This is a genomic window from Asanoa hainanensis (assembly GCF_900188485.1).
Classification (GTDB): domain Bacteria; phylum Actinomycetota; class Actinomycetes; order Mycobacteriales; family Micromonosporaceae; genus Asanoa; species Asanoa hainanensis.
This window is the reverse complement of record NZ_FZPH01000004.1, coordinates 528175-549152: the sequence shown is the minus strand read 5'-3', so window position 1 is coordinate 549152 and position 20978 is coordinate 528175. Positions and strand designations below refer to the sequence as shown.

Sequence of the window (20978 nt, the reverse complement as noted above, 5' to 3'; positions counted from 1 at the left end):
GGCACGATGGCGCCATGCCGGACGGCGCCGTGGTGGTGTGGGACGAAGACCTGCTCGGGTACGACCTGGGTGATCATCCGTTGAACCCGGTCAGGGTCGAACTGACCATGGCATTGGCCCGTGAGCTGGGCGTCCTCGACCGCGCGGGCGTGAAGGTGGTCAAGCCGACCCCCGCCGACGACGCGGCGCTGGCCCGGGTGCACCGCGCCGACTACATCGACGCGGTCAAGGTCGCCCCGCACGACCCGTTCTTCCGGGGGTACGGCTTCGGCACCCCCGACAACCCGGTCTTCGACCACATGCACGACGCCTCGGCCCTGGTCGCCGGCGCGACCATCGCGGCCGCCGAGGCGGTCTGGCGGGGTGAGGCCCGGCACGCGGTCAACGTGGCCGGCGGCCTGCACCACGCGATGCCGGGCCGGGCGTCGGGCTTCTGCGTCTACAACGACCCGGCGGTCGCCATCGCCCGCCTGCTCGACCAGGGCGCCGAGCGCATCGCGTACGTCGACATCGACGTCCACCACGGCGACGGCGTCCAGGCGATCTTCTACGACGACCCGCGCGTCCTGACGATCTCGCTGCACGAGTCGCCGCTGGCGCTGTTCCCCGGCACGGGCTTCCCGGACGAGATCGGCGGCCAGGGCGCCGAGGGCACGTCGGTCAACATCGCATTGCCACCGGGTACGGGCGATCGCGGCTGGCTGCGCGCCTTCCACGCGGTGGTGCCGAGCGTCCTGCGCGCGTTCGGTCCGCAACTGCTGTTCAGCCAGTGCGGCGCCGACAGCCACCGGCTCGACCCGCTCGCCGACCTACGGCTGACCGTCGACGGCCAGCGGGCCGCACACCTGGCGATGCGCGACCTGGCCGAGGAACTGTGCGAGGGGCGCTGGGTGGCCACGGGCGGCGGCGGGTACGCGCTGGTCGAGGTCGTCCCACGCACCTGGACCCACCTGCTGGCCGCGGCGACGGGCGACCCGCTCGACCCGCTGACGCCGACCCCGCCCGGCTGGCGGGCGCTCGCCAAGACCCGACTGCCCGACCGCGAGATCCCGCTGCGCCTGACCGACGACGGCGACACCACGTTCGAGCCCTGGCAGCCAGCCAGCGAAGACGCGGTAGACCGGGCGATCACCCAAACCCGCACGGCCGTCTTCCCGCTGCTGGGCCTGGACCCACTCGACCCGCGCGACTGAAGTGCCTAGGGGCGAGGCCGGATTCCATTAAAATAGTTAGATGTCTCGGCCGATGGTCTACTTCGCTCGTGCGGTCGACGGACTGCCTCGTGACGAGGTTCTGCGGCTGGGCGAAGAGGTCGCGGACGAACTCGGCAGGCACGGTCTGGCCATGGCGGACCCGGTTGCCGTCTGGACGGACACGTCCGGACCGGTGACCGACTACATCGCGCTGGTGGAATCCGACCTGGCAGTTCTTCGAAAGTGCGACGGTGTCCTCGTTGACATGACGATTCCGCGACGCAGTTACGTGGGATGTGTCGGTGAGTTGATGTATGCCCACCTCTGGCGCAAGCCGGCAGTGGTCTGGGTCGGTGACACGGGCCTCGAGGACCGGCCGTGGCTGCGGTACCACGCGTCGGCCGTGGTGCGTACGCGCGATGAAGCCGTCTCAGCCATCATCCGGCTGCTGGCGTCTGGAGCGCCCGATCGAGAGCTGGAGGACGAGGAGCACGACCGGCACCAGAAGGCCGAAAGCGAGTTCCCGCGGCGCGAGTGCTCCGGTGCCGAGCAGGACGACTCCCGTCGCGATCAGCGCTAGCAACGCGCCCGCCGCCCACCGGCGACGAGCCAACAGCCGAATGCGCTCGCCACGCACACCGATCAGGAGCCGCTCGGGAGCGATCTGGAGATCGGAGCCGCCCTGGATGACTGCCGTGTGCCGGGACAGCGGAGTGATGAGGCGGCCCGCACGCAGCGGCAGGTACGTTCGTGCGTCCGCCAGCGCGTCGAGGAACGGCGCGACACTCCATACGGAGAACGTGGCGGAGCCGTCGGAACTCGGCCAGCGTCCCTCGGCGGATTGTGTCGCTCGCATGGTCGCCAGGGCCTCGGCGACCAGGTCGAACCGGACCGCTCCAGGTTGTCGCACCAACGCCGACAGCACGAAGGGCAGGCGCCCGGGTGCCAAATGGTGCTCTGCCAGGTGAACGGCCTCCCGTCGGGAGCGACGCCGACGACGTTGTAGCTCTCCATCCGAGCTCGATCGTCGTGCACCACGCCCGGGTCGAAGGCCAGCCCGAGCCAGTCGTAGGCAGCATCGATCGCCTCTGCCGCCGCCCTGTTCTCATTGCCGACGCCACTCTCGACCAACGCCGTTAACGCGTACGCGGTGTGTGTGACCGAAGGCGGCTGGCGGTCCACCTCTCCCCACGCACCCGTGGTCGGGTCGCGGGCATTCAGCAACCAGGCGACTGCTGCGGGCAACGCGGCGGATCGCGGGTCGACCGTCGCGACCGCACGTGTCGCCATCGCCGTGAGCCAGACCCGGGAGTCCTGAGCAGCGAGCGGACCCCAGCCGCCGTCGTCGTTCTGGTTCGCGTGGATCCACTCGCTAGCGCGTTTGACGTCGGGTCCTTCAGCGGCAAGGACCAAGCCGCACCGCACGAGCAGCCTGGTCACCAGGCCGGTGGCCTCGATCACGGGTTGACCGAAGCTGGTGTTGACCGCCCAACCACCGTCGAGCCGACGGTCTGCCGAAGCGATCTGACGATGACGAAGGAACCGCAGGCACGCCGTCTCGTGCTCGAACGAGTGGCCATGGACCCGGAAGCCGGCCAGGCCCGATGCGGTAGCCGACGGCCCGGGGTTAGGGCTGTCGAGCCGGTGATACCAGCCGCCGCGGTGCTCGGTCGACGCCTGATAAGTGCGGGTGAGCAGACGCAAACCGCGGTCCACCATCGTCTCGATGACGTTCCCGTCGATTCGCTCCACGTCAGCTCCGAGATCGGTGGGACCGGCTCAGACCGCTGTGCGCGCCACCGCCCGGATGAACGCGCTCGGCTCGGAACTAGCGTAAGTTCCGCCGTAGGCGTCCGTCGATATGTCTGTCCAATCGACGAGAAGTTTCCGAACGTACTCCTCATCGAAGAAGTGTCTTACGTGTCCTTTCCGGGCAAAGATGTGATCGCCCAGTCGTTGGCCCCTGCCGTAGTAGGGATCCTTCGTGGACTTGACCGCGAAAACGAGGACTCCTCCCGGGCGCAGCACGCGTCTGATCTCGTCGAACACGAAAGCGGTCACGTCCGGCTCGAAATAGTGCAGCGCGAGGTGGGAGAAGACACCATCGAAGATATGGCCAGCGAACGGCAGCCCTTGCGTCATGTCATGCTCGCGCAAATCTGGCTTTGTCAGACGCAGTGCTCCGCAACGGGGAACCGTCGCACGGGCGTGTTGGATCGCGACCGCCGAGAAGTCGAGGCCGGTAACGCGATGCCGTGACCTGGCCATGACGGCCAGATCATGACCTTGACCGCAACCGATGTCGAGAACGTCACATCCGCGCCGGCGTCGGGGAAGCTCGGTGAGGAAACGTTCACGGGTTTCCACATGAACTGGGTCCTCGCCGGTGGCGCCGCGATCGCGGTGCCAGCCGTTCCAGAAGGTCAGCTGGTCGGGCAGGCGTTGAATGACTCGTGGCATCAGGCGCTCAGCAGTTCGTCGGTCTCGCGAGCACGCACGAACTGCTGAGGTGCCGAGCCGGACCCGAGCGCTTCCTGTGTGGCACGGAGATTGGCCCAGTCGGGAAACAACGCATAATCCCACTCGTCGGGCCGGCCCAACATCTTGGCGATGTGGCGCCGGAAGAATTGAGAGATTCCCGCGTCAGGTGCGTAGCAGACCATGCCATCCGGCTCGCGGTACATGAGGTAGCCCTGGTTCCTTTCCGTTGGGGGTATGTCCACGATTCCGGTCAGCGTCTCGAAGCGACGAACTGGCAGACCGAGCTGCTCGAGTGCGTAGCGACCCGGCACGAGGTGCACGTGAGAGTGGGAGATACACGCGGAGCGGCGCCGTTCTTCGGACCGGCACGATCCGTGCTCGAATATCGTAGTGGGGCCGAAATGCCGCTCAACCGTGGCATGCACGTCGGCCAGGAAACTCAGGAAGGCAACGGCTGTGGGTCGGGTGAGGGCCTGAACAGAACTCTCGTGCTGGGCGGGTGAGACGAGGAGATAGCCGGGTACGAGGGCACCAACGGCGCAGACCGCCGTCCCCACACCTTCACTTCGCATGATCGGACGGTCATACCAGGCCACGTCCTCGCCTCCGCTTTGGTGCGAGCAAAGGAAGCAGGAATCGTGCGGTGCACTGTGCGCGGCTACGATCATGACATCGCACTCCGTCAGCGGCGGTTGGTGACCAGCATAGTGGAGCCGATGCGCCGGCCATGCACGCCGCTAAATATCAGACCGGTTTGTCGTTGCTTGCGACGACATTATTGCCACACCGAGCCTGCCCGGCGTGTCACCCGGACGGGTCCGATCGCCGGCACGTACGCCTAAGGTGGAGAGGGGTGAAGCACGTGACCGAGAATGCCGCCAAGCGTTCGGCGGACGTCCTGCTGAGTGACGGCACCACCGTCCACGTGCGACAGATCGAGCCCGGCGACGCGCCGGCGATCGTGGAGACGCACGCGCGGTTTTCCGAGCGCACTCGGTATCTGCGCTACTTCTCGCCGTACCCGCGGATTCCCGAGCGTGATCTGCAGCGGTTCGTCACCGTCGATCATCGGGATCGGGAGGCCTTTGTCGTCGAGGTTGGTGGGCGGATCGCGGCGATCGGGCGGTACGACCGGCTCGGCCCCGATGCCGGTGACGCCGAGGTCGCGTTCGTGGTCGAGGACGCGTACCAGGGCCGGGGCATCGGTCCGTTGCTCATGGAGCACCTCGCCGCCGCTGCTCGGGACGCCGGCATCACGCGGTTCGTCGCCGAGGTGTTGCCGGCCAACGCGACCATGCTGCGGGTGTTCAGCGATTTCGGGTACGAGGTCGAGCGCAAGTACGCCGACGGGGTCGTGCACCTCGCCTTCCCGATCGCGCCGACCGAGAGCTCGCTCGAAGTGCAGTGGCGGCGCGAGCACCGCACCGAGGCGCGGTCGATCGCCCGGTTGCTCGCGCCGCGCGGTGTCGCCGTGTACGGGGCCAGCTCCAGCGGTCACGGGGTCGGCGCGGCGGTGCTCGGGCACCTGCGGGACGGCGGGTTCGCGGGGCCGGTCGTGCCCGTGCACCCGAGCGCGCCGCGGGTCGGTGGTCTCGCGGCGGTCAGCCGGGCGTCGGACGCCGGGGTGCCGCTGGACCTGGGCATCGTCACCGTGCCGCCGGAGAAGATCGACGAGGTGGTGGACGACGCGGCGCGGGCCGGGCTGCACGCGCTGGTCGTGGTCAGCGCGGGCTTCGCCGAGGCGGACAAGGCCGGTGCGGCCGCGCAGGCGGAGCTGATCCGGCGGGCGCACGCGGGCGGCATGCGGGTGGTCGGCCCGAACTGCCTCGGCATCGCCAACACCGACCCGGCCGTAAGGCTCAACGCCACGCTGGCGCCGCGGCTCCCGGCGCCCGGGCGGATCGGGTTCTTCAGCCAGTCCGGTGCGCTCGGTGTCGCGCTCCTCGCCGAGGCCGATCGGCGTGGCCTGGGGCTGTCGACGTTCGTCTCGGCCGGCAACCGCGCCGACGTGTCGGGCAACGACCTGCTCCAGTACTGGCGGGACGACCCCGGCACCGACGTGATCCTGCTGTACCTGGAGTCCTTCGGGAACCCCCGCAAGTTCGCCCGGCTCGCCCGTGGCATCGGCCGGAGCAAGCCGATCGTCGCGGTCGCGTCGCCGGTGCGCCCGCCGGGTAGCACCGAGCGCGGGCTCGACCCGGCCTCGGTCGGCGCGCTGTTCGCCCGCTCGGGCGTCGTCCGCGTCGACACCGTCGGCGAGCTCTTCGACGTCGGCGCGCTGCTCGCCACCCAACCGCTGCCGGGCGGCCGGAACGTCGCCATCGTCGGCAACTCGCCTGCGCTGACCACCCTGGCCGGGGCCGCCTGCGTGGCCAACGGGCTGGTGGTCGCCGACGGCTACCCACGCGACGTCGGTCCCGTGGCCGGAGCGCACGAGTTCGGTGACCGGCTCGCCGAGGCCTCCGCCGACCCGGGGGTCGACGCGCTCGCCGTGGTGCTCGCCCCGCCGCTGCCGGGCCAGCTCCGCGCGGACGACAACGACTTCGCCGCGACCATCGCGGGCGTTGCGCTGACCGGGGACAAGCCGGTGGTGGTGACCTCCCTGGTGGACCGGGTGCCGCCGGGGATCCCCGCGTATCCGTCCGTCGAGGAGGCGGCCCGCGCGCTCGGCCGGGTCGCCCACTACGCGCAGTGGCGCCGGCAGCCGCCCGGCACGGTGCCGCCGCTGTCCGGAGTGGACCTCGAAGCGGCGCGAAGAGCCACCACACATGACGACCGGGAGGGCCTGCTCGCCGCGTACGGCATTCGTCTCGTGCCCGATGCCCTGGTCGACTCGGCCCCGGAGGCGGTGGAGGCGGCGCACCGGCTCGGCCTGCCGGTCGCGCTGAAGGCCGCGGGACTGTCCCTGCGGCACCGCATCGACCTCGGCGCGGTCCGGCTGGACCTGCGGGCGGAGGAGGCGGTCCGGGTCGCGTACCGGGAGCTCGCCGAGTCGTTCGGTCCGCAGGTGCTGGTGCAGCCGATGGTCCCGGCCGGGGTGCCCTGCGTCGTCGAGATGATGGAGGACCCGGCGTTCGGCCCGGTGGTCGGCTTCGGCCTGGCCGGGGTGGCCACGGAACTGCTCGGCGACCGCGCCTGGCGCCCGGCGCCACTGAGCGACCGGGCCGCCGCGGCGCTGGTCGACGAGCCCCGGGCGGCCCCCCTGCTGCGGGGCTACCGGGGTGCCGAGCCGGTCGACCGAGCAGCGCTGGTCGACCTGCTGCTGCGGGTCGGTCGGCTGGCGGACGAGCAGCCCAGGGTCCGGTCACTTTCGCTGCACCCGGTGCTCGCCCGCCCGGACGGCCTGTCGGTCCTGCACGCCACGATGACCTTCGGCGATTCTGGCACCCGCCCCGACACCGGCCCGCGCCACATCTGAGGATCAAGCCACCGCGGGGTTTGGGGTTTGCGGGAGCAACGGCGGACATGGCAGGCCCGGGCCGCCAAGGCCCGGGCCGGACTCTGGGAGCAACGGTCGCGCCCACGACGGACCCGAGCAGGAAGCCGTTTCTTGTGTCTTTGCCTTGGCCCCCCGTCACCGCAGCGACGAGGGGCCAACGAGTCAGCAGGCGTACGCCTCCAGGCGCTGCGCCCGCGACGGGTGCCGCAGTTTGAGCAGCGTGACCTTCTCGATCTGGCGGATGCGCTCGCGGGACAGGCCGAACTCGCGGCCGACCTCGTCGAGGGTGCGCTGGCGGCCGTCGTCGAGGCCGAACCGCAGCCGGATCACCGCCTGCTCGCGGGACGACAGGGTCGACAGGACGATCTCGACCTCGCTGCGCAGCATGCCGTTGGACACCTCGTCGGCCGGTTCCTGCCGGGCGTCGACGCCGACGACGAAGTCGCCGAGGGCGCTCTCACCGTCTTCACCGACCGCCTGGTCGAGGCTGACCGGCTCACGGTCGTACGAGATGAGCTCGATGACCTGGAACTCGGGCATGCCGACCGCGGCGGCGACCTCGGCCACCGTGGGCTCGCGGCCGAGCGTGACGGCCAGGTCGCGGCGGGCCCGGACCATCCGGTTGACCTGCTCGACCATGTGCACAGGAATCCGGATGGTGCGTGACTGGTCGGCCATCGCCCGGGTGATCGCCTGGCGGATCCACCACGTCGCGTACGTGGAGAACTTGTAGCCCTTGGCGTAGTCGAACTTCTCGACGGCCCGGATCAGCCCGAGGTTGCCCTCCTGGATCAGGTCGAGAAAGGCCATTCCGCGGCCCGTGTAGCGCTTCGCGATGCTGACCACGAGCCGAAGGTTGGCCTCCAGCAGGTGGTCCTTCGCGGCGTGCCCCTCCAACGCGACGATCTCCAGATCGGCCCGGAGGCCATCGGGTGCGTCCCCCGCGGCGAGCTTCTCCTCGGCGAACAACCCGGCCTCGATCCGCCGCGCCAGGTCGACCTCCTCGACGGCGGTCAGCAGCTTGGTGCGGCCGATACCGTTGAGGTACGCACGTACGAGGTCGGCGGAGACGCCCCGTTCATCGGTGGCGTCAAGGTCGATCTGGTCGTAGTCGTTCATTTCTCGCTACCCCGCTTCCCGGCGACCCTCCGTGGTGCCGTGCGAAGAGCTTCTCGCAATGGGCGTGAAGCGGGGGTGAGGAGAATCGTCGGGTGGCATGAATCCGGGAGGGCCTTCGCCCGACTCGCCCCGTTTGCGAGCCAAGCCGTTGCGGCCGGTCGCTAGTCTGCTCGCAACTCCACCAGAAAGGCACGTCGTGGTCTTCAAGCGAATGATGCAGGCGCTGGGCGTCGGCGGCCCGTCCGTCGAGACGGTGCTCAGCAACCCCAACTGCCGTCCCGGCGGTGTCCTCGAGGGCCAGATCCACGTCGAGGGTGGCGACCACCCGGTCGACATCGAGTACGTGGCCCTCGGCATGGTCACCCGGGTCGAGGTGGAGAGCGGCGACTCCGAGTACGACTCGACCACCGAGTTCCACCGCCAGCGCGCGACCGGTGCCTTCCGCCTGGAGGCGAAGCAGCGTTACGACATCCCGTTCCGCTTCGACGTGCCCTGGGAGACCCCGATCACCGAGGTGTACGGGCAGCACCTGCACGGCATGACGATGGCCCTGCGGACGGAGCTCGAGGTGGCCCGCGCGGTCGACAAGGGCGACCTGGACGCGGTGGCCGTGCACCCGCTGCCGGCCCAGGAGCGCATCCTCGAAGGCCTGCTCCGGCTCGGCTTCCGGTTCGCCCGGGCCGATGTCGAGAGCGGCCGGCTCTACGGCGTGCAGCAGAGCCTGCCGTTCTACCAGGAGATCGAGTTCCACCCGTCGCCGCAGTTCGCGCACATGATCAACCAGCTCGAGGTGACCTTCGCGGCGACGCCGCAGCACCTGCAGGTGGTGCTCGAGCTCGACAAGCGTGGCGGCCTGTTCACCGAGGGGCACGACAGCTTCGGCCACTTCAACGTCGACTACGCGTCGGCCGAGCAGACCGACTGGGCCGCCCAGCTGCACGGCTGGCTGGAGCAGTCGCTCCGCAAGCGCGGCCTGTTCCGCTAGAGCTCCAACAACACGGTTCGCGGGCCCACGTTGACGCTCTCCACGAGCATGTGGGCTCGGAACCGGCCCGTTTCGACATGCGCGCCACGGGTACGCAGGGCGTCGGCGAAAGCGGTCACAAGCGGTTCGGCCACCTCGGCCGGGGCCGCCGCTGACCAGCTGGGCCGGCGCCCTTTGCGCGCGTCCGCGTACAACGTGAACTGGCTGACCACCAGGATCGGGGCACCGACGTCGCTGGCCGACTTCTCGTCGTCGAGGATCCGCAGCTCCCAGACCTTCCGCGCGAGGGTGTCCGCGAGCGCCGCGGTGTCGGTGTGGGTCACGCCGAGGAGCACCAGCAGCCCGTCTGAGATCTCGCCCACGACGGCGCCGTCGACGGTCACCGACGCCCGGGAGACCGTCTGGACCAGCGCCCTCACGCGACCGGCTCCACGATGCCGCGCTCGACCAGGTGCGCGACGATCGGCCCGGCGGCGTCGGCCAGGTCGTCCTCGGCGACCTCGTGCGCGGCGGCCAGCAGGGCGAGCTGGTCGCGCAACGGCACCTGCCCGTCGGCGCCGCTGACCAGCGCGAGCACGAGCGGGTCGACCTCCTCGCTCCACCGCAAGCCCTCCGGCATGACGAGCACCTGGCGGTCCACGGCCCAGCCGTCGTCGCCGAGGGTCGCCTCCTGCTGGAGCTGGAGCCCCGGCGCGGTGCGGTAGCGGGCGGCCAGCAGATCGGCGTCCCGCACGAAGTCCTGCCGGCCGAACCACGCGGCGATCTGCTCGCCGAGCGGCTGCTGGACCTGCTGGCGCAGGTCTTCGACCCGGACCACCGGATCGTCGTGCCCGCCGCGCCGCAGCGTGACCAGGCCGAAGCCGATCGCGGCGACGTCGTTGGCGTCGAACCAGTCGAGCCAGGCGGCGGCCCGGGCCGGGTCGCCGTCCTCGTTGGCGTCGGCCAGCCACAGACCGACGTACGACATCGGGTCGGCGACCTCGCGCTGGATCACCCAGGCGTCCAGGCCGGTGCCGTCGAACCAGCCGGCGACCCGGTCGCCCCAGTCCTCGCCGGCGACGTGCTCCCAGTTGGCCAGGAACTGCATCACGCCGCCCTCGTTGAGCAGGCCCGGCGCGGCGGCGGCGAGCTCGGCGCAGACGGCGTCGCCGGCCCGGCCCGAGTCCCGGTAGGTGTGTGTGGTGGTGCCCGGCCCGATCACGAACGGCGGGTTGCTGACCACGAGGTCGAACCGCCGGCCCTGGACGGGCGCGACCAGGTCGCCGCGGAGCATCTCCCACTCCTGGCCGCTCAGCGCCGCGGTGGTGGCGGCGAACCGCAGGGCCCGCTCGGAGAGGTCGGTCGCGGTGACCGCGTCGGCGTGGGTGGCCAGGTGCAGCGCCTGCACGCCACACCCGGTGCCGAGATCGAGCGCGGTGGCCACGGGCCGCCGGATCGCGGCGCCGACCAGCGTCGAGGAGGCGCCACCGATGCCGAGCACGTGGTCGGGACGCAACGGCTGGTCCGGGCGGGCCGACGAGGGCACGTCGGAGAGGACCCACCAGCTGTCCCCGTACGGCTCGAGGTCGACGCCCTGCCGCACCAGCCCGCCGGGCGCGGCCTCGACCAGCCCGGCGTCGAACGCCTCGGCGAAGCCGAGCGGCGCGAGCGCGGCCGCGACGGCTTCGACCTCCTCGCTCTGCGCGCAGACGAACAGCCGGATCAACGTGGCGAGCGGATCCCGATCCTCGGTGATCCGCAGCGCGGCCCGAAAGTCATTGCGGGCGACCGCGGCCGTAGCCGCCGGCCCCAGCCGTTCGGCGATCCCCGCGGAGGTGAACCCGGCGGCCCGGAGCGCGTCCCGCAACCGCGCGACACCATCGGGAGAGAGGAGCATGTCGGACACGTACGGCATCCTGCCATGGCCGGTTCACCATCAGTTGATCATGGCGATGGAGCGTTGGCGCCTTGCTCCGATGCCCGGATTGTCGTAGCATCGGAGCATGCTCCACGCCACGCCAGCGCTCGACCACGATGATGAGCGCGTGCTCGCCGAGATCGATGCCTTTTACGACGCGTTCGTTCGGTCAACCGGTGGCGCCAGAGCGGGCCAGTGGGTCGGTGGCGTCCGCAAGTGGCTGTTCGCCAACGCGATCCGCGGTTCGAACACCATCGAGGGCTACACCGTCTCGTCGAGCACGGCCACAGCGATCGTTGACCACGTCGCGGTTCCGGCGGATGTGCCCGAAGACTCCCGGGAGGCCGTCCGCGGTTACCGCGACGCTCTGACCTGGGTCACGCTGACCGCGGACATGGAGGCGTTCGCCTACAGCGAGGCGGTTCTGTCGGCGCTGCACTTCATGATGATGCGCTTCTGGCCAGGACGATCGCCCGGCAGATACCGCACGCGCGGAGTCATCGTGACCGGTGGGGACCCGCTGGTCCCGGCATACGTAGGCCCGGATGCCGACCAGGTCCCACTGCTGATGGGCGAGCTGGTCGAGTGGCTCAACGAAGGCGACCTGTCGGCTCCGCTGCTCGTGCGGGCGGCCATGGCCCATCTCAACTTGGTGCGGGTGCACCCATGGCGCGATGGAAACGGCCGGATGTCGCGCTCCCTGCAAACAATGGTGATCGCCCGCGGCGGCCGGTTGGCACCGGAGTTCTGCTCGATCGAGGAGTGGCTCGGTTTCGAGATCAACACATTCGACTATTACCGCACGCTCAGGGAAACGGGCGGCACGTTCGAACCGACGACCGACGCGCATGGCTGGATCCGGTTCTGCCTGCGCGCGCACCACCTGCAGGCACAGGTCGTCGACCGGCGGCTGAGCTACGGACGCGAGGTCTGGACCGCGCTTGCCGGCCTGGCGGGCGAGCGCGGACTTCACGAGCGGACGATCGCCGCGCTCTACGCGGCCGCCACCGACCAACTGCGCCGCGAGGTGTACGCGACGGAAGAGGGGCTGTCCCGCGACCAGTCCGTGCGCGACGTCCGTGCGCTCGAGCGCGCCGGCCTGCTGACGTCGGTGGGCTACGGGGCGACCCTGGCGTACGAGGCCGCCGGTGCCGCCCGGGAGATCGCAAACGATGTTGCTGCCCGGTTGACCGCGCCGGCCCGGGAGCCGTACCCGCGCTGAGGGCCCCGCCCGGTGGACGGGGCCCTCAGGCGGGTGGTGCTAGATCGAGCCTTCCTTGCCGATGTAGGTCGGGCCCGACGAGCGCGCCGTCGCCGCCGCGGTGCGGACCGGGAGGGATGACGTGTCGAGGGCGAACGTGAGGATCGCTGTTGCCATGGCGTCGGCGTTCACGTCCAGGGCTTCGAGGTTGAGGTTGCCGAGCATGTCGTACTGCCGGTCGAGCTCGCGGTACAGGGCCGCGTCCGCGCCGTTGCGGACCGGGAACAGGCTGTCGCACGGCTCGTGGTAGCACGGGTCGTACTGGGCACCCGCCACGCCGCCGTAGTCGATGACGTCCTGGGCCGTCTTCGGGACCTCCGCGCCGGTGAACAGGCCGCCGGCCGGGATGCCGACGCCCGCCGCGATGAACGGGCCGTAGTCGGAGCGGCCGGTGAAGTCGGCCGCCCGGGTGGGCAGGTCACGGTCGGCGAAGAAGTCCTGGAAGACCGCTTCGATCTCGGCCGAGCCGGGCGGGCCCGCGGGTGAGCCCTCGGCCGCCGAGTCGTCGCCGTCGTACACCCCGAGGATGTAGTTGGCCGACGCGATCATGTCGAAGTTCAGGTACAGCGCGATGTCGGCCCGCTGCTCGGGCGTCAGCGCGTTGACGTAGAACGTCGAGCCGATCAGGTTGGCCTCCTCGGCGCCCCACCAGGCGAACCTGGTCTTGTTGGGCGTCTTGGTCTTGGCCATCTGCACCGCGACCTCGAGCAGCGCGGCCGAGCCGCTGCCGTTGTCGTTGATGCCGACGGTGTCGGGCTCCGCGTCGAGGTGCGCGCCGGCCATGACCACGCTGCTCGCGTTGCCCTTCTTCGACTCGGCGATCACGTTCTCGGTCTGGCGTACCTCCGACGTGGTGTCGGCGGTGATCCGCACCGTCAGGCCGGGCGTGTTGGCGAACGCCTCACCGGTCGCGTACGAGACACCGACCGTCGGGATGCCGACCGGCGCGCCGAGCGTGCCGAGCAGCAGGTTGTAGCGGTCGACGTTGGCCACCGGGTCGCCGTTGCCCTGGTTCATCACGATGGCGCCGACCGCGCCGGCCGCCTCGGCGTTGACCACCTTGGTGCCGAACGGGCAGGTGCCGCGCTGCAACAGCGCGATCTTGCCCGCGACCAGGCCGCCCGCGAAGTCCGCGGCCTCACAGCCCGACGTCGAGGCCCGCGGTGGGGTCAGCGCCAGGTCGACCGGGACCACGAGCTGGGTCACGTCGCCCGCGCCCGAGTAGTCCATCAGGTCGTAGTCGGTGCCGCTCACGTACGTCGTCGGTGTCGGCGCGGTCTGCGCGAACGACGAGCCGAACTCTTCGAAGAAGTTGAACGGGAAGGGTTGCCGGGTCACCTGGTAGCCGGCCTTGCGCAGGACGGCCGCCACGTAGTCGGCGCTGCGGTCGTGCCCGGGCAGGCCCGAGCCGCGGTTGCCGCCGCTGAGGCTGCCGATGGCCTGGAAGGCGAGCTCGTGCTTGAGCACGCCGCCGAGCGTGACCGCCTTGGTGAGCTTGCGGACGGAGTGGTTGTTGCCGGTGGCCTGTGCCGGGTTGGCCAGTGCCAGGGCACCCACCAGGCTGGCCGCGCCTATTACAGCCAGGGTTTTGCGGACGGTGCGGAACACCACGATGTGCACTCTCCTCGCCGTTCGCCGCGCCCGGCCTCCTCGCCCCCGTGCCGGGCGCCCCGACCATCGCATAGACAGACGAAGATCGACACGGACCGTTCGGTCGAGCGGATCACACCATCCTGAAATCGGCGAAGTCGAATCCGGGAGCTACTACGCAACTGACCAGGACCGGGTCATCGGTCAATGGAGCCGCGGACTGCCACACGCCACCGGGTACGCGTAGCTGCGGTCGTGCGCCGCCGGTCAGGTCCGGGCCGAGCACCGCGGACTCCACGGTCGTTGCCGGCTCGTCTTTGTCGCCCCCCAGCCTGAGGATCAGCGGGCCGCCGGCGTGCCAGAGCCAGAGCTCGTCCGAGCGGACGACGTGCCAGGCGGACTCCTCGCCGGGGAACAGCGCGAAGTAGATGCCGGTGGCGGCCGAGCGCGGGCCGGCGTACCCGATGGGATCGAAGGTGTGCGCGGACCGCCAGGTCTCGGCGAACCAGCCGCCCTCGGGGTGGGGTGACAGGCCGAGCTCGGTGATCCAGGGATGCGTCATGGGTTCCATGCTATTTACTCGCGTGCGTATAATCGCATGCGAGTAAAGGAGTTCACGTCATGCCGCCGCGCAAGATCACTAACCTGCTCGCGCTCGCCATCCTGGCCACGCTGATCGAGCGACCCATGCATCCCTACGAGATGGCGTCGCTGATGAAGGCCCGCGGCAAAGAGCACGACATGGAGATCAAGTGGGGCTCGCTCTACCGGGTCGTGGAGAACCTGGTCAAGCACGGCTTCGTCGAGGCGGTGCAGAGCGAGCGGCAGGGCGGCCGGCCGGAGCGCACGGTCTATCGGATAACCGACGCGGGGCGCACCGAGCTCGTCGACTGGACCCGGGAGCTCGTGGCGGTCCCCGCCCGCCGGCCCGGCCCGTTCACCGCGGGCCTGTCCGTGCTGGCCGTGCTGGCCCCGTCCGACGTGGCCGCGCTGCTCGGCCGGCGGGCCGACCTGCTGGCCGCCGAGATCGCTTTGTTCGAGCGGGAGCTGGCCGGCTACGACGTCCCGAGGCTGTTCCTGGTCGAGGGGGAGTACGAGCTGGCCATGCGCCGGGCCGAGCTGGCCTGGGTGCGCGGGTTCCGCGCCGAGATCACCGAAGGAACGCTGCCGGGCGTCGCCGACTGGCGCGCCTATCACGAAACCGGCGAGCTGCCGCCTGCTGTGGCGGAGCTGGTCGCCCGAGGCAAGGAGGAGTGATGGAGACCAAACGGCGCAAGATCGTCCCGGAGATGGAAGGGCCGATGGCCCGCTGGTACGCGAAGCAGCGCGGCTCCGAGCCCCAGTTGGCGCAGTGGCGGCGGCAGGCGGTCGCGTTGGGCAGCGGCCTCGCGCCCGGTGCGGCCGTGTTGGAGGTCGCGCCCGGTCCGGGCTACCTGAGCATCGAGCTGGCCCGGCTCGGGTTCGCGGTGACCGGCCTGGACATCAGCCACACGTTCGTCTCGCTGGCCGCCTCCCGGGCGCGGGCCGAGGGCGTCACGGTCGACTTCCGCCATGGCGACGTGGCCGACCTGCCGTTCCCTTCCGACAGCTTCGACCTGGTGGTCTGCCAGGCCGCGTTCAAGAACTTCAGCAGCCCGGTGACCGCTCTTGACCAGATCCACCGCGTGCTGCGGCCGGGCGGGGTCGCGGTGATCCTGGACATGAACCGCGGCGCGACGGGTGCGGACATCCGGGCGGACGTGGCTGGCATGCGGCTCAACGCGTTCAACAGCTCGGTCACCCGGCTGACGCTGAGCTGGCTGCGCAGCCGGGCTTACACGGCGGCCGACTTCGAGCGGGTGGCGGCCGGCAGCGCGTTCCACGGCAGCGCCGCCCACGCCGACGGCATGACCCTGGAAGTGCGCCTGACCAAGTAGGGCAGATCAAATTGAGACCGATCAAGGCGAGAACGATCAAGGCTTGGCGTACTCGGGTCCGCGGTGGTCCGGACCGTTCCTCCCGCGAGAGACCGCTCCGCTTCGCTCCGCTGCCAGGTCCGCGGTGGTCCGGACCAGTTCCTTCTGCGAGACCGTGCCGCTGGGAGGTCCGCGGTGGTCCGGACCAGTTCCTTCTGCGAGACCGTGCCGCTGCCAGGTGCGCGGTGGTCTGGACCGTTCCTCTCGCGAGAGGAACGCTGCGCTTCGCTGCCAGGTCCGCGGTGGGCCCAAGCCAGGCACCGCCCGCCCAGCCGGACAAGCCGGCTGGTCGCCCTGACGCGTCAGCGGTCCAGGTGCGCGGAGGGGCCCGGTCGCGACCGGATCTAGGAAATTCACTGTTGTTGGCACGACAGTCGTTTACCTAGGTCGGCTGGGGTGCGGCGTGGCGTGGCGTGCCACGCCGTGGTGCTCGACGTGGGTCGGGCGAGGGCCGTGATTCGCGAGGCTTGGTCTGGGTGGCTGGTGTCCGGGTGATGCGGGCCGTGGGCGGGTCCGATGAGATCGGGAGGGTGGGCCAAGATGGAGCGCATGACGTTTTCGCTGCCCATCGCTCCGGAGGCCAACGCGCTGCTCGATCGCGACCCGTTGGCGCTGCTTGTCGGAATGGTGCTGGATCAACAGATTCCGCTCGAAAAGGCGTTTTCGTCCCCGTACGTGCTGGCTCAGCGGTTGGGGCACGAGCCGACGGCGCTGGAGCTTGCCGAGTTCGACCCGGACGAGCTGCTGAAGATCTTCGCGACCCCGCCCGCGTTGCATCGGTTTCCGAAGGCGATGGCCGCCCGTACGCAGGAGGTCTGCCGGCAGATCGTGGCCCGCTACGACGGCGACACCGCGCGGCTGTGGAGCGAGGCCGCCGACGGCCGGGACCTGTTCAAGCGGGTCGCCGAGCTACCCGGGTTCGGTCGGCAGAAGGCGCAGATCTTCGTGGCCCTGTTGGGCAAGCAGTACGGGGTGCGGCCGGAGGGCTGGCGTGCGGCCGCCGGGGCCTACGGCGACGAAGGATCCCACATGTCGGTCGCGGATATCGTTGACGAGGCGAGCCTGACGAAGGTGCGCGACTACAAGAAATCGGTGAAGGCGGCTGCGAAGTCTGTCGGGTAACCGCCGGATCCCTCGTTTGGGCGTGTCTGGCCAGTGCCACACAGGCGCTGTCAGGATACCGTGGCAAGGGCGCTTGATCCAACGCTCAGTCATGTTTTCGACACGCAGCGTCAATAGATCCACGTCAGAAGCGGGTTGTCCGACCGAGATCATTGACGCGGACCCCTTGGGTGCCGGCACACTGTCATCAACCAAGGTGTGACCTGGGTCCCCCGGGGGCACAGTGGGAAGGCCGCAGCACCCAAGGGTGTTGCACGATAGGTGAGTAAAGACCGAAGAAGGATGTTCATCGGTGACGAAGGAGGAAGGCGATGACCCCCACTCTCACGCCGCCGCCTGGCACGGTGGTTCCCCCAGCAACCGATGAACGGTGCGATCGGTGCAACGCGGCCGGCAAGCTCCGGATCACCATGGCTGGCGGGGGCGAGCTCGTGTTCTGCGGGCACCACGCGAACAAGTACGCCGACGACCTGGTGAAGATCACCGTCCAGTTCGCGGCGGACCCGGACTTCGAGTGGCGCGGCGCCGACCTCATGGCGTCGAACTCGTCCAACTGATCCGACCACCTACTTAAACCGGCCGGAACCCCCCAGGGGGCTCCGGCCGGTTCCTTTCCGCCACAAGCACTGGCCGGAACCCCGCATGGGGTCCCGGCCGGTTTCTTCAGCTCAGACGGTCTGACAGTGGTCTCAAAGGGTCTGGCAGGTGGCGATCCGCTCCTCGAGCTGCTCGATCGTCGCCTGGGCGCTCGGCGGACCCCCGCAGATTCGCCTCAGTTCCGCGTGGATCTTGCCGTGGGGTTGTCCGGTGCGGTGATGGTGCGCGGCTACCAGAGCGTTGAGCTGACGGCGCAGGACGACCCTTCGCTCGCCGGCCGAGACCGGCCCCGGAGGCGCCGCGGTCATCCCCGCCACCCGCGCCCCACCCGACCCATCCGCCGAAGCGTTGCTGGTCGACCGCCGCTTCTGGGCCGCGAGTTGGTCCGCCTGACGCTTGTTGAGCAGCGTGGCCACCTGGTCGGCCGTGAGCAGCCCGGGCAGGCCCAGGTACTCCTCCTCCTCGGGCGTGCCGGCCAGCGCCCCCGTGCCGAACGAGGCGCCATCGAAGATCACCTGGTCGAGCTCGGCCGTGGCCGAGAGCATCTCGTGCCGCTTCGTCAGCTCGCCGCTGGCGTCCTCGGTCTGCTGCGCCCGTTCCAACAGCGCGTCGTCGAGACCGTCGTCCTCCTTGGGCGCGCCGAGTACGTGGTTGCGCTCGGCCTCCATCTCGCTGGCCAGCCCGAGCAGGTGCGGCACGCTGGGCAGGAACACGCTGGCCGTCTCGCCGGGGCGGCGGGCCCGGACGAACCGGCCGATCGCCTGGGCGAAGTACAACGGGGTCGAGGCGCTGGTCGCGTACACGCCGACCGAAAGCCGTGGAATGTCGACACCCTCGGACACCATCCGGACCGCGACCATCCAGCGTTGGTCGGATGCCGCGAACGCCGCGATCCGGTCGGAGGCTCCGGCGTCGTCGGAGAGCACCACGACGGCCTTCTCGCCGGTCACGCGCTCGATCAGCTTCGCGTACGAGCGCGCGTTCTGCTGGTCGGTAGCGATCACCAGGCCGCCGGCGTCGGGCATCCCGCCGGCCCGCTTGACCTGTAGCCGCGCGTCGGCGGCCCGCAGCACCTGGACCATCCAGTCACCGGTGGGGTCGAGCGCCGTACGCCAGGCCTGGGCGACGAGGTCCTGGGTCATCGGCTCACCGAGCCGGGCGGCGAGCTCGTCGCCGGCGCTGGTGCGCCAGCGGGTCTCACCGGAGTACGCCAGGAAGATCACGGGCCGGACGACGCCGTCGCGCAGCGCGTCGGCGTAGCCGTAGACCGAGTCGGCCCTGGACCGCTGGAGCCCGTCGCCGCCGCGCTCGTACGTCACGAAGGGGATCGGGTTGTCGTCCGACCGGAACGGCGTACCGGTCAGCATCAACCGCCGGGTCGCGTTCTCGAAGGCGGCCTTGACCCCGTCACCCCAGGTCCGCGAGTCGCCCGCGTGGTGGATCTCGTCGAGGATGACGAACGTGCGCCGGGTCATCGTGCGCCGGCGATGCACCTGGGGCGCCATGCCGACCTGGGCGTAGGTCACGACCGCGCCATGGAAGTCGGCCGACGAGTGCAGGTCGGCGTTACGGAACGCGGCGTCGAGCTGGATGCCGACCCGAGCCGCCGCCTGCGCCCACTGCGTCTTGAGGTGCTCGGTGGGCGCGACCACGGTGACGGCGTCGACAGTCCCGGCGACGAGGAGCTCGGCCGCGAGCCGCAGGGCGAAGGTGGTCTTGCCTGCACCGGGCGTAGCGACCGCCATGTAATCCTCGGCCGGGCGCCGCAGGTAGCCGACCATCGCCTTGCGCTGCCACGACCGCAACGGCGGAAACGCCTCGAGCGACGGCTTCGCCACCAACCTTGTCGCCCCCTCGTGTCACGAAAAACGCCCCCGCCGCGAGGCGAAGGCGATCCTCAGCATAACCACGCGCGCACCGTGATCCCCAGCAGACACAAGGGTGATGATTGTCCTGCCGCTCAGCTCAAGCCCGATCAAGGCGAGACCGATCAAAGCGAGACCGATCAAGGCCAGACCGATCAAGGCCAGACCGATCAAGGCTTGGCGTACTCGGGTCCGCCGTGGTCCGGACCGTTCCTCCCGCGAGAGACCGCTCCGCTTCGCTCCGCTGCCAGGTCCGCGATGGCTGCGGCAACGATCAAGACCGTTGGGCCGCAACGCGCTCCTCCGCCGCGCCGATGGGTTGGCTCCTCCGGGAGCCCCAGGCGGTTAGTAAGCGCTCACCACCCAGGCGGTTAGTGAGCACGCACTACCCGGGGCGTTAGCAAGCGCTCACCACCCGCGCGGTTAGCGAGCGCTCCACCCGGGCGGTTGGTAAGCGCTCACCACCCCTGGGTTAGTGAGCGCTTACTAACGGGGTGTCGGTGTGGGGGCGGGTTAGGCCGGGAGTTTGGGGCGGTCGTCTGGGGTTGGGGTCGCGTTCCAGTTGCGGCGTAGGGCTACCAGGCGGATCGCGAAGACCAGGACACCCGCGCCGACCATGGGCCAGCCGGTCTGGTCCGCTCGGTACAGGGCCATCACCAGGACCGCGCCCGCCAAGGCCGCTACCGCGTAGATCTCGCGGCGCAGCACGATCGGGATCTCGCCCAGCAGCAGGTCCCGGGCGACGCCGCCGCCGATGGCCGCGATCATGCCGAGGAGGCACGCACCGACCGGCGGCACCCCGGCGCGCAACGCGACCAGGGTGCCCGTGACGGTGAACAGGGCCAGCCCGGCCGCGTCGAGGACGACCACGACGCGGCGGAGCCGGGCCAGTTGAGGGTGGAAGAAGAAGACCGCGACCGCTGTGAGAGCTGCCACAACCGCGTAGCGCCAGTCGTCGAAGGCCAGGGGTGGGGCCTGGTCGACTACGAGGTCACGGACGATGCCGCCACCGAGAGCGGCTACGAACCCGACAAAGCACACACCGAACAGGTCCAGTCGCTTGACTACTGCGGCGGATGCGCCGGATGCGGCGAAAACAGCGACACCGAGGAGATCGGCGAACAGGAGTGCGGCGGTGGCTGACACCGCCGAACTCTAGATCACCCCTCGGGCTTGGGCTCCTTGTCGTAGAACCGGTTGTCGTCTTCGAAGATCTCTTTGCACTCGGGGCAGACCGGGAAGCGGCTCGGGTCGCGCGAGGGGACCCAGACCTTGCCGCACAGCGCCTTGACCGGGGTGCCGAGGACCATCGCCTCGGTGATCTTGTCGCGGTCGGCGTAGTGCGAGAACCGCTCGTGGTCGCCCTGCTCGAACGGCGTCTCGACCGGACGCTCGAGAATCGTGCCGCTGGTGTCGGGGACGCTAGGACTGGTCACCAATCAAGTCTGCCAGGTAGGTGCGGTTGCCGCACCTG

The 20978-nt window shown here is 70.0% G+C and carries 20 protein-coding genes; 9 read left to right on the top strand and 11 right to left on the bottom strand.

The annotated features are described in order from the left end of the window. The first annotated feature begins 14 nt into the window (after window positions 1-14). Window positions 15-1193: an acetoin utilization protein AcuC gene (locus tag CHC05_RS13720; protein ID WP_089248511.1), complete on the top strand. Its 1179-nt coding sequence runs from the start codon at window positions 15-17 to the stop codon at window positions 1191-1193. 40 nt (window positions 1194-1233) lie between these two features. Continuing rightward, the gene (locus tag CHC05_RS13715; RefSeq protein WP_144022581.1) at window positions 1234-1773 is read left to right on the top strand and encodes a hypothetical protein; all 540 of its coding nucleotides are present in this window, start codon (window positions 1234-1236) and stop codon (window positions 1771-1773) included. A gap of 62 nt (window positions 1774-1835) precedes the next feature. Here CHC05_RS13715 and CHC05_RS40705 read toward each other — a convergent pair whose 3' ends face one another. Genes CHC05_RS40705 through CHC05_RS13705 form a run of 3 tightly spaced genes read right to left on the bottom strand, consistent with a single transcriptional unit; the run spans window position 1836 to window position 4342 of the window. Further along, on the bottom strand, window positions 1836-2945 hold the full coding sequence (locus tag CHC05_RS40705; RefSeq protein WP_144022580.1) for a prenyltransferase/squalene oxidase repeat-containing protein: 1110 nt from the start codon (window positions 2943-2945) through the stop codon (window positions 1836-1838). Window positions 2946-2972: 27 nt separating this feature from the next. Further along, the gene (locus CHC05_RS13710; RefSeq protein ID WP_089248507.1) at window positions 2973-3653 is read right to left on the bottom strand and encodes a class I SAM-dependent methyltransferase; all 681 of its coding nucleotides are present in this window, start codon (window positions 3651-3653) and stop codon (window positions 2973-2975) included. Beyond that, window positions 3653-4342, bottom strand: coding sequence for an HIT family protein (locus tag CHC05_RS13705; RefSeq protein ID WP_179266165.1), 690 nt, complete (start codon window positions 4340-4342; stop codon window positions 3653-3655). The genes CHC05_RS13710 and CHC05_RS13705 overlap by 1 nt, the downstream gene beginning before the upstream one ends. A gap of 194 nt (window positions 4343-4536) precedes the next feature. On the opposite strand from CHC05_RS13705, the gene CHC05_RS13700 reads away from it, so the two are divergent. Next, window positions 4537-7092 (top strand): bifunctional acetate--CoA ligase family protein/GNAT family N-acetyltransferase, encoded by a 2556-nt coding sequence (locus CHC05_RS13700; RefSeq protein WP_425426745.1) that lies wholly within the window; start codon window positions 4537-4539, stop codon window positions 7090-7092. Between the two features lie 183 nt (window positions 7093-7275). Here the strand turns inward: CHC05_RS13700 and sigB are convergent, their stop codons facing one another. Then, a complete protein-coding gene (gene sigB, locus CHC05_RS13695; protein ID WP_089248501.1) occupies window positions 7276-8232 on the bottom strand; it encodes an RNA polymerase sigma factor SigB in 957 nt (318 codons plus the stop codon). A 196-nt stretch (window positions 8233-8428) separates the two neighbouring features. Between sigB and CHC05_RS13690 the strand changes: the two genes are divergently transcribed. Continuing rightward, window positions 8429-9217, top strand: a complete 789-nt coding sequence (locus CHC05_RS13690) for a sporulation protein (RefSeq protein ID WP_089248499.1) — start codon at window positions 8429-8431, stop codon at window positions 9215-9217. Here the strand turns inward: CHC05_RS13690 and dtd are convergent. Both dtd and CHC05_RS13680 read right to left on the bottom strand, forming a co-directional pair. Next, window positions 9214-9636 (bottom strand): D-aminoacyl-tRNA deacylase, encoded by a 423-nt coding sequence (dtd, locus tag CHC05_RS13685; RefSeq protein WP_089248497.1) that lies wholly within the window; start codon window positions 9634-9636, stop codon window positions 9214-9216. The genes CHC05_RS13690 and dtd overlap by 4 nt on opposite strands. Then, complete coding sequence (locus CHC05_RS13680) at window positions 9633-11093, bottom strand: DUF7782 domain-containing protein (RefSeq protein WP_089248673.1); 1461 nt, start codon at window positions 11091-11093, stop codon at window positions 9633-9635. The genes dtd and CHC05_RS13680 overlap by 4 nt, the downstream gene beginning before the upstream one ends. Window positions 11094-11199: 106 nt before the next feature. Here CHC05_RS13680 and CHC05_RS13675 point away from each other — a divergent pair, with 106 nt between their 5' ends. Then, window positions 11200-12336: a Fic family protein gene (locus CHC05_RS13675; RefSeq protein ID WP_089248495.1), complete on the top strand. Its 1137-nt coding sequence runs from the start codon at window positions 11200-11202 to the stop codon at window positions 12334-12336. Window positions 12337-12375: 39 nt separating this feature from the next. Here CHC05_RS13675 and CHC05_RS13670 read toward each other — a convergent pair whose 3' ends face one another. Both CHC05_RS13670 and CHC05_RS13665 read right to left on the bottom strand, forming a co-directional pair. Then, window positions 12376-13986: a M28 family peptidase gene (locus CHC05_RS13670; RefSeq protein WP_144022578.1), complete on the bottom strand. Its 1611-nt coding sequence runs from the start codon at window positions 13984-13986 to the stop codon at window positions 12376-12378. A 112-nt stretch (window positions 13987-14098) separates the two neighbouring features. Then, window positions 14099-14527, bottom strand: a complete 429-nt coding sequence (locus tag CHC05_RS13665) for a cupin domain-containing protein (protein WP_089248491.1) — start codon at window positions 14525-14527, stop codon at window positions 14099-14101. Window positions 14528-14586: 59 nt separating this feature from the next. On the opposite strand from CHC05_RS13665, the gene CHC05_RS13660 reads away from it, so the two are divergent. From CHC05_RS13660 to CHC05_RS13645, 4 genes are all read left to right on the top strand, one after another. Continuing rightward, a complete protein-coding gene (locus CHC05_RS13660) occupies window positions 14587-15222 on the top strand; it encodes a PadR family transcriptional regulator (protein ID WP_089248489.1) in 636 nt (211 codons plus the stop codon). Continuing rightward, a complete protein-coding gene (locus CHC05_RS13655) occupies window positions 15222-15881 on the top strand; it encodes a class I SAM-dependent methyltransferase (RefSeq protein WP_089248487.1) in 660 nt (219 codons plus the stop codon). Before CHC05_RS13660 ends, CHC05_RS13655 begins: the two co-directional genes overlap by 1 nt. Before the next feature lie 588 nt (window positions 15882-16469). After that, complete coding sequence (locus tag CHC05_RS13650; RefSeq protein ID WP_179266164.1) at window positions 16470-17042, top strand: HhH-GPD-type base excision DNA repair protein; 573 nt, start codon at window positions 16470-16472, stop codon at window positions 17040-17042. Window positions 17043-17353: 311 nt separating this feature from the next. Further along, the gene (locus CHC05_RS13645; RefSeq protein WP_089248483.1) at window positions 17354-17599 is read left to right on the top strand and encodes a DUF7455 domain-containing protein; all 246 of its coding nucleotides are present in this window, start codon (window positions 17354-17356) and stop codon (window positions 17597-17599) included. Window positions 17600-17731: 132 nt separating this feature from the next. Here CHC05_RS13645 and CHC05_RS13640 read toward each other — a convergent pair whose 3' ends face one another. From CHC05_RS13640 to CHC05_RS13625, 3 genes are all read right to left on the bottom strand, one after another. After that, window positions 17732-19420 (bottom strand): DEAD/DEAH box helicase, encoded by a 1689-nt coding sequence (locus CHC05_RS13640; protein ID WP_425426744.1) that lies wholly within the window; start codon window positions 19418-19420, stop codon window positions 17732-17734. A gap of 597 nt (window positions 19421-20017) precedes the next feature. After that, window positions 20018-20650, bottom strand: coding sequence for a trimeric intracellular cation channel family protein (locus CHC05_RS13630; RefSeq protein WP_089248477.1), 633 nt, complete (start codon window positions 20648-20650; stop codon window positions 20018-20020). A 14-nt stretch (window positions 20651-20664) separates the two neighbouring features. Then, window positions 20665-20940: a DUF3039 domain-containing protein gene (locus tag CHC05_RS13625; protein ID WP_179266163.1), complete on the bottom strand. Its 276-nt coding sequence runs from the start codon at window positions 20938-20940 to the stop codon at window positions 20665-20667. Window positions 20941-20978 lie beyond the last annotated feature (38 nt).

Bases quoted from the DNA above. Each gene is read 5' to 3' on its own strand.
- CHC05_RS13645 (WP_089248483.1), top strand. From the start codon at position 17,354: ATGACCCCCACTCTCACGCCGCCGCCTGGCACGGTGGTTCCCCCAGCA.
- CHC05_RS13665 (WP_089248491.1), bottom strand. From the start codon at position 14,527: ATGACGCATCCCTGGATCACCGAGCTCGGCCTGTCACCCCACCCCGAG.
- CHC05_RS13650 (WP_179266164.1), top strand. From the start codon at position 16,470: ATGACGTTTTCGCTGCCCATCGCTCCGGAGGCCAACGCGCTGCTCGAT.
- CHC05_RS13660 (WP_089248489.1), top strand. From the start codon at position 14,587: ATGCCGCCGCGCAAGATCACTAACCTGCTCGCGCTCGCCATCCTGGCC.
- CHC05_RS13705 (WP_179266165.1), bottom strand. From the start codon at position 4,342: ATGATCGTAGCCGCGCACAGTGCACCGCACGATTCCTGCTTCCTTTGC.
- sigB (WP_089248501.1), bottom strand. From the start codon at position 8,232: ATGAACGACTACGACCAGATCGACCTTGACGCCACCGATGAACGGGGC.
- CHC05_RS13680 (WP_089248673.1), bottom strand. From the start codon at position 11,093: ATGCTCCTCTCTCCCGATGGTGTCGCGCGGTTGCGGGACGCGCTCCGG.
- CHC05_RS13640 (WP_425426744.1), bottom strand. From the start codon at position 19,420: ATGGTCGGCTACCTGCGGCGCCCGGCCGAGGATTACATGGCGGTCGCT.
- CHC05_RS13655 (WP_089248487.1), top strand. From the start codon at position 15,222: ATGGAGACCAAACGGCGCAAGATCGTCCCGGAGATGGAAGGGCCGATG.
- CHC05_RS13675 (WP_089248495.1), top strand. From the start codon at position 11,200: ATGCTCCACGCCACGCCAGCGCTCGACCACGATGATGAGCGCGTGCTC.
- CHC05_RS13715 (WP_144022581.1), top strand. From the start codon at position 1,234: ATGTCTCGGCCGATGGTCTACTTCGCTCGTGCGGTCGACGGACTGCCT.
- CHC05_RS13720 (WP_089248511.1), top strand. From the start codon at position 15: ATGCCGGACGGCGCCGTGGTGGTGTGGGACGAAGACCTGCTCGGGTAC.
- CHC05_RS13710 (WP_089248507.1), bottom strand. From the start codon at position 3,653: ATGCCACGAGTCATTCAACGCCTGCCCGACCAGCTGACCTTCTGGAAC.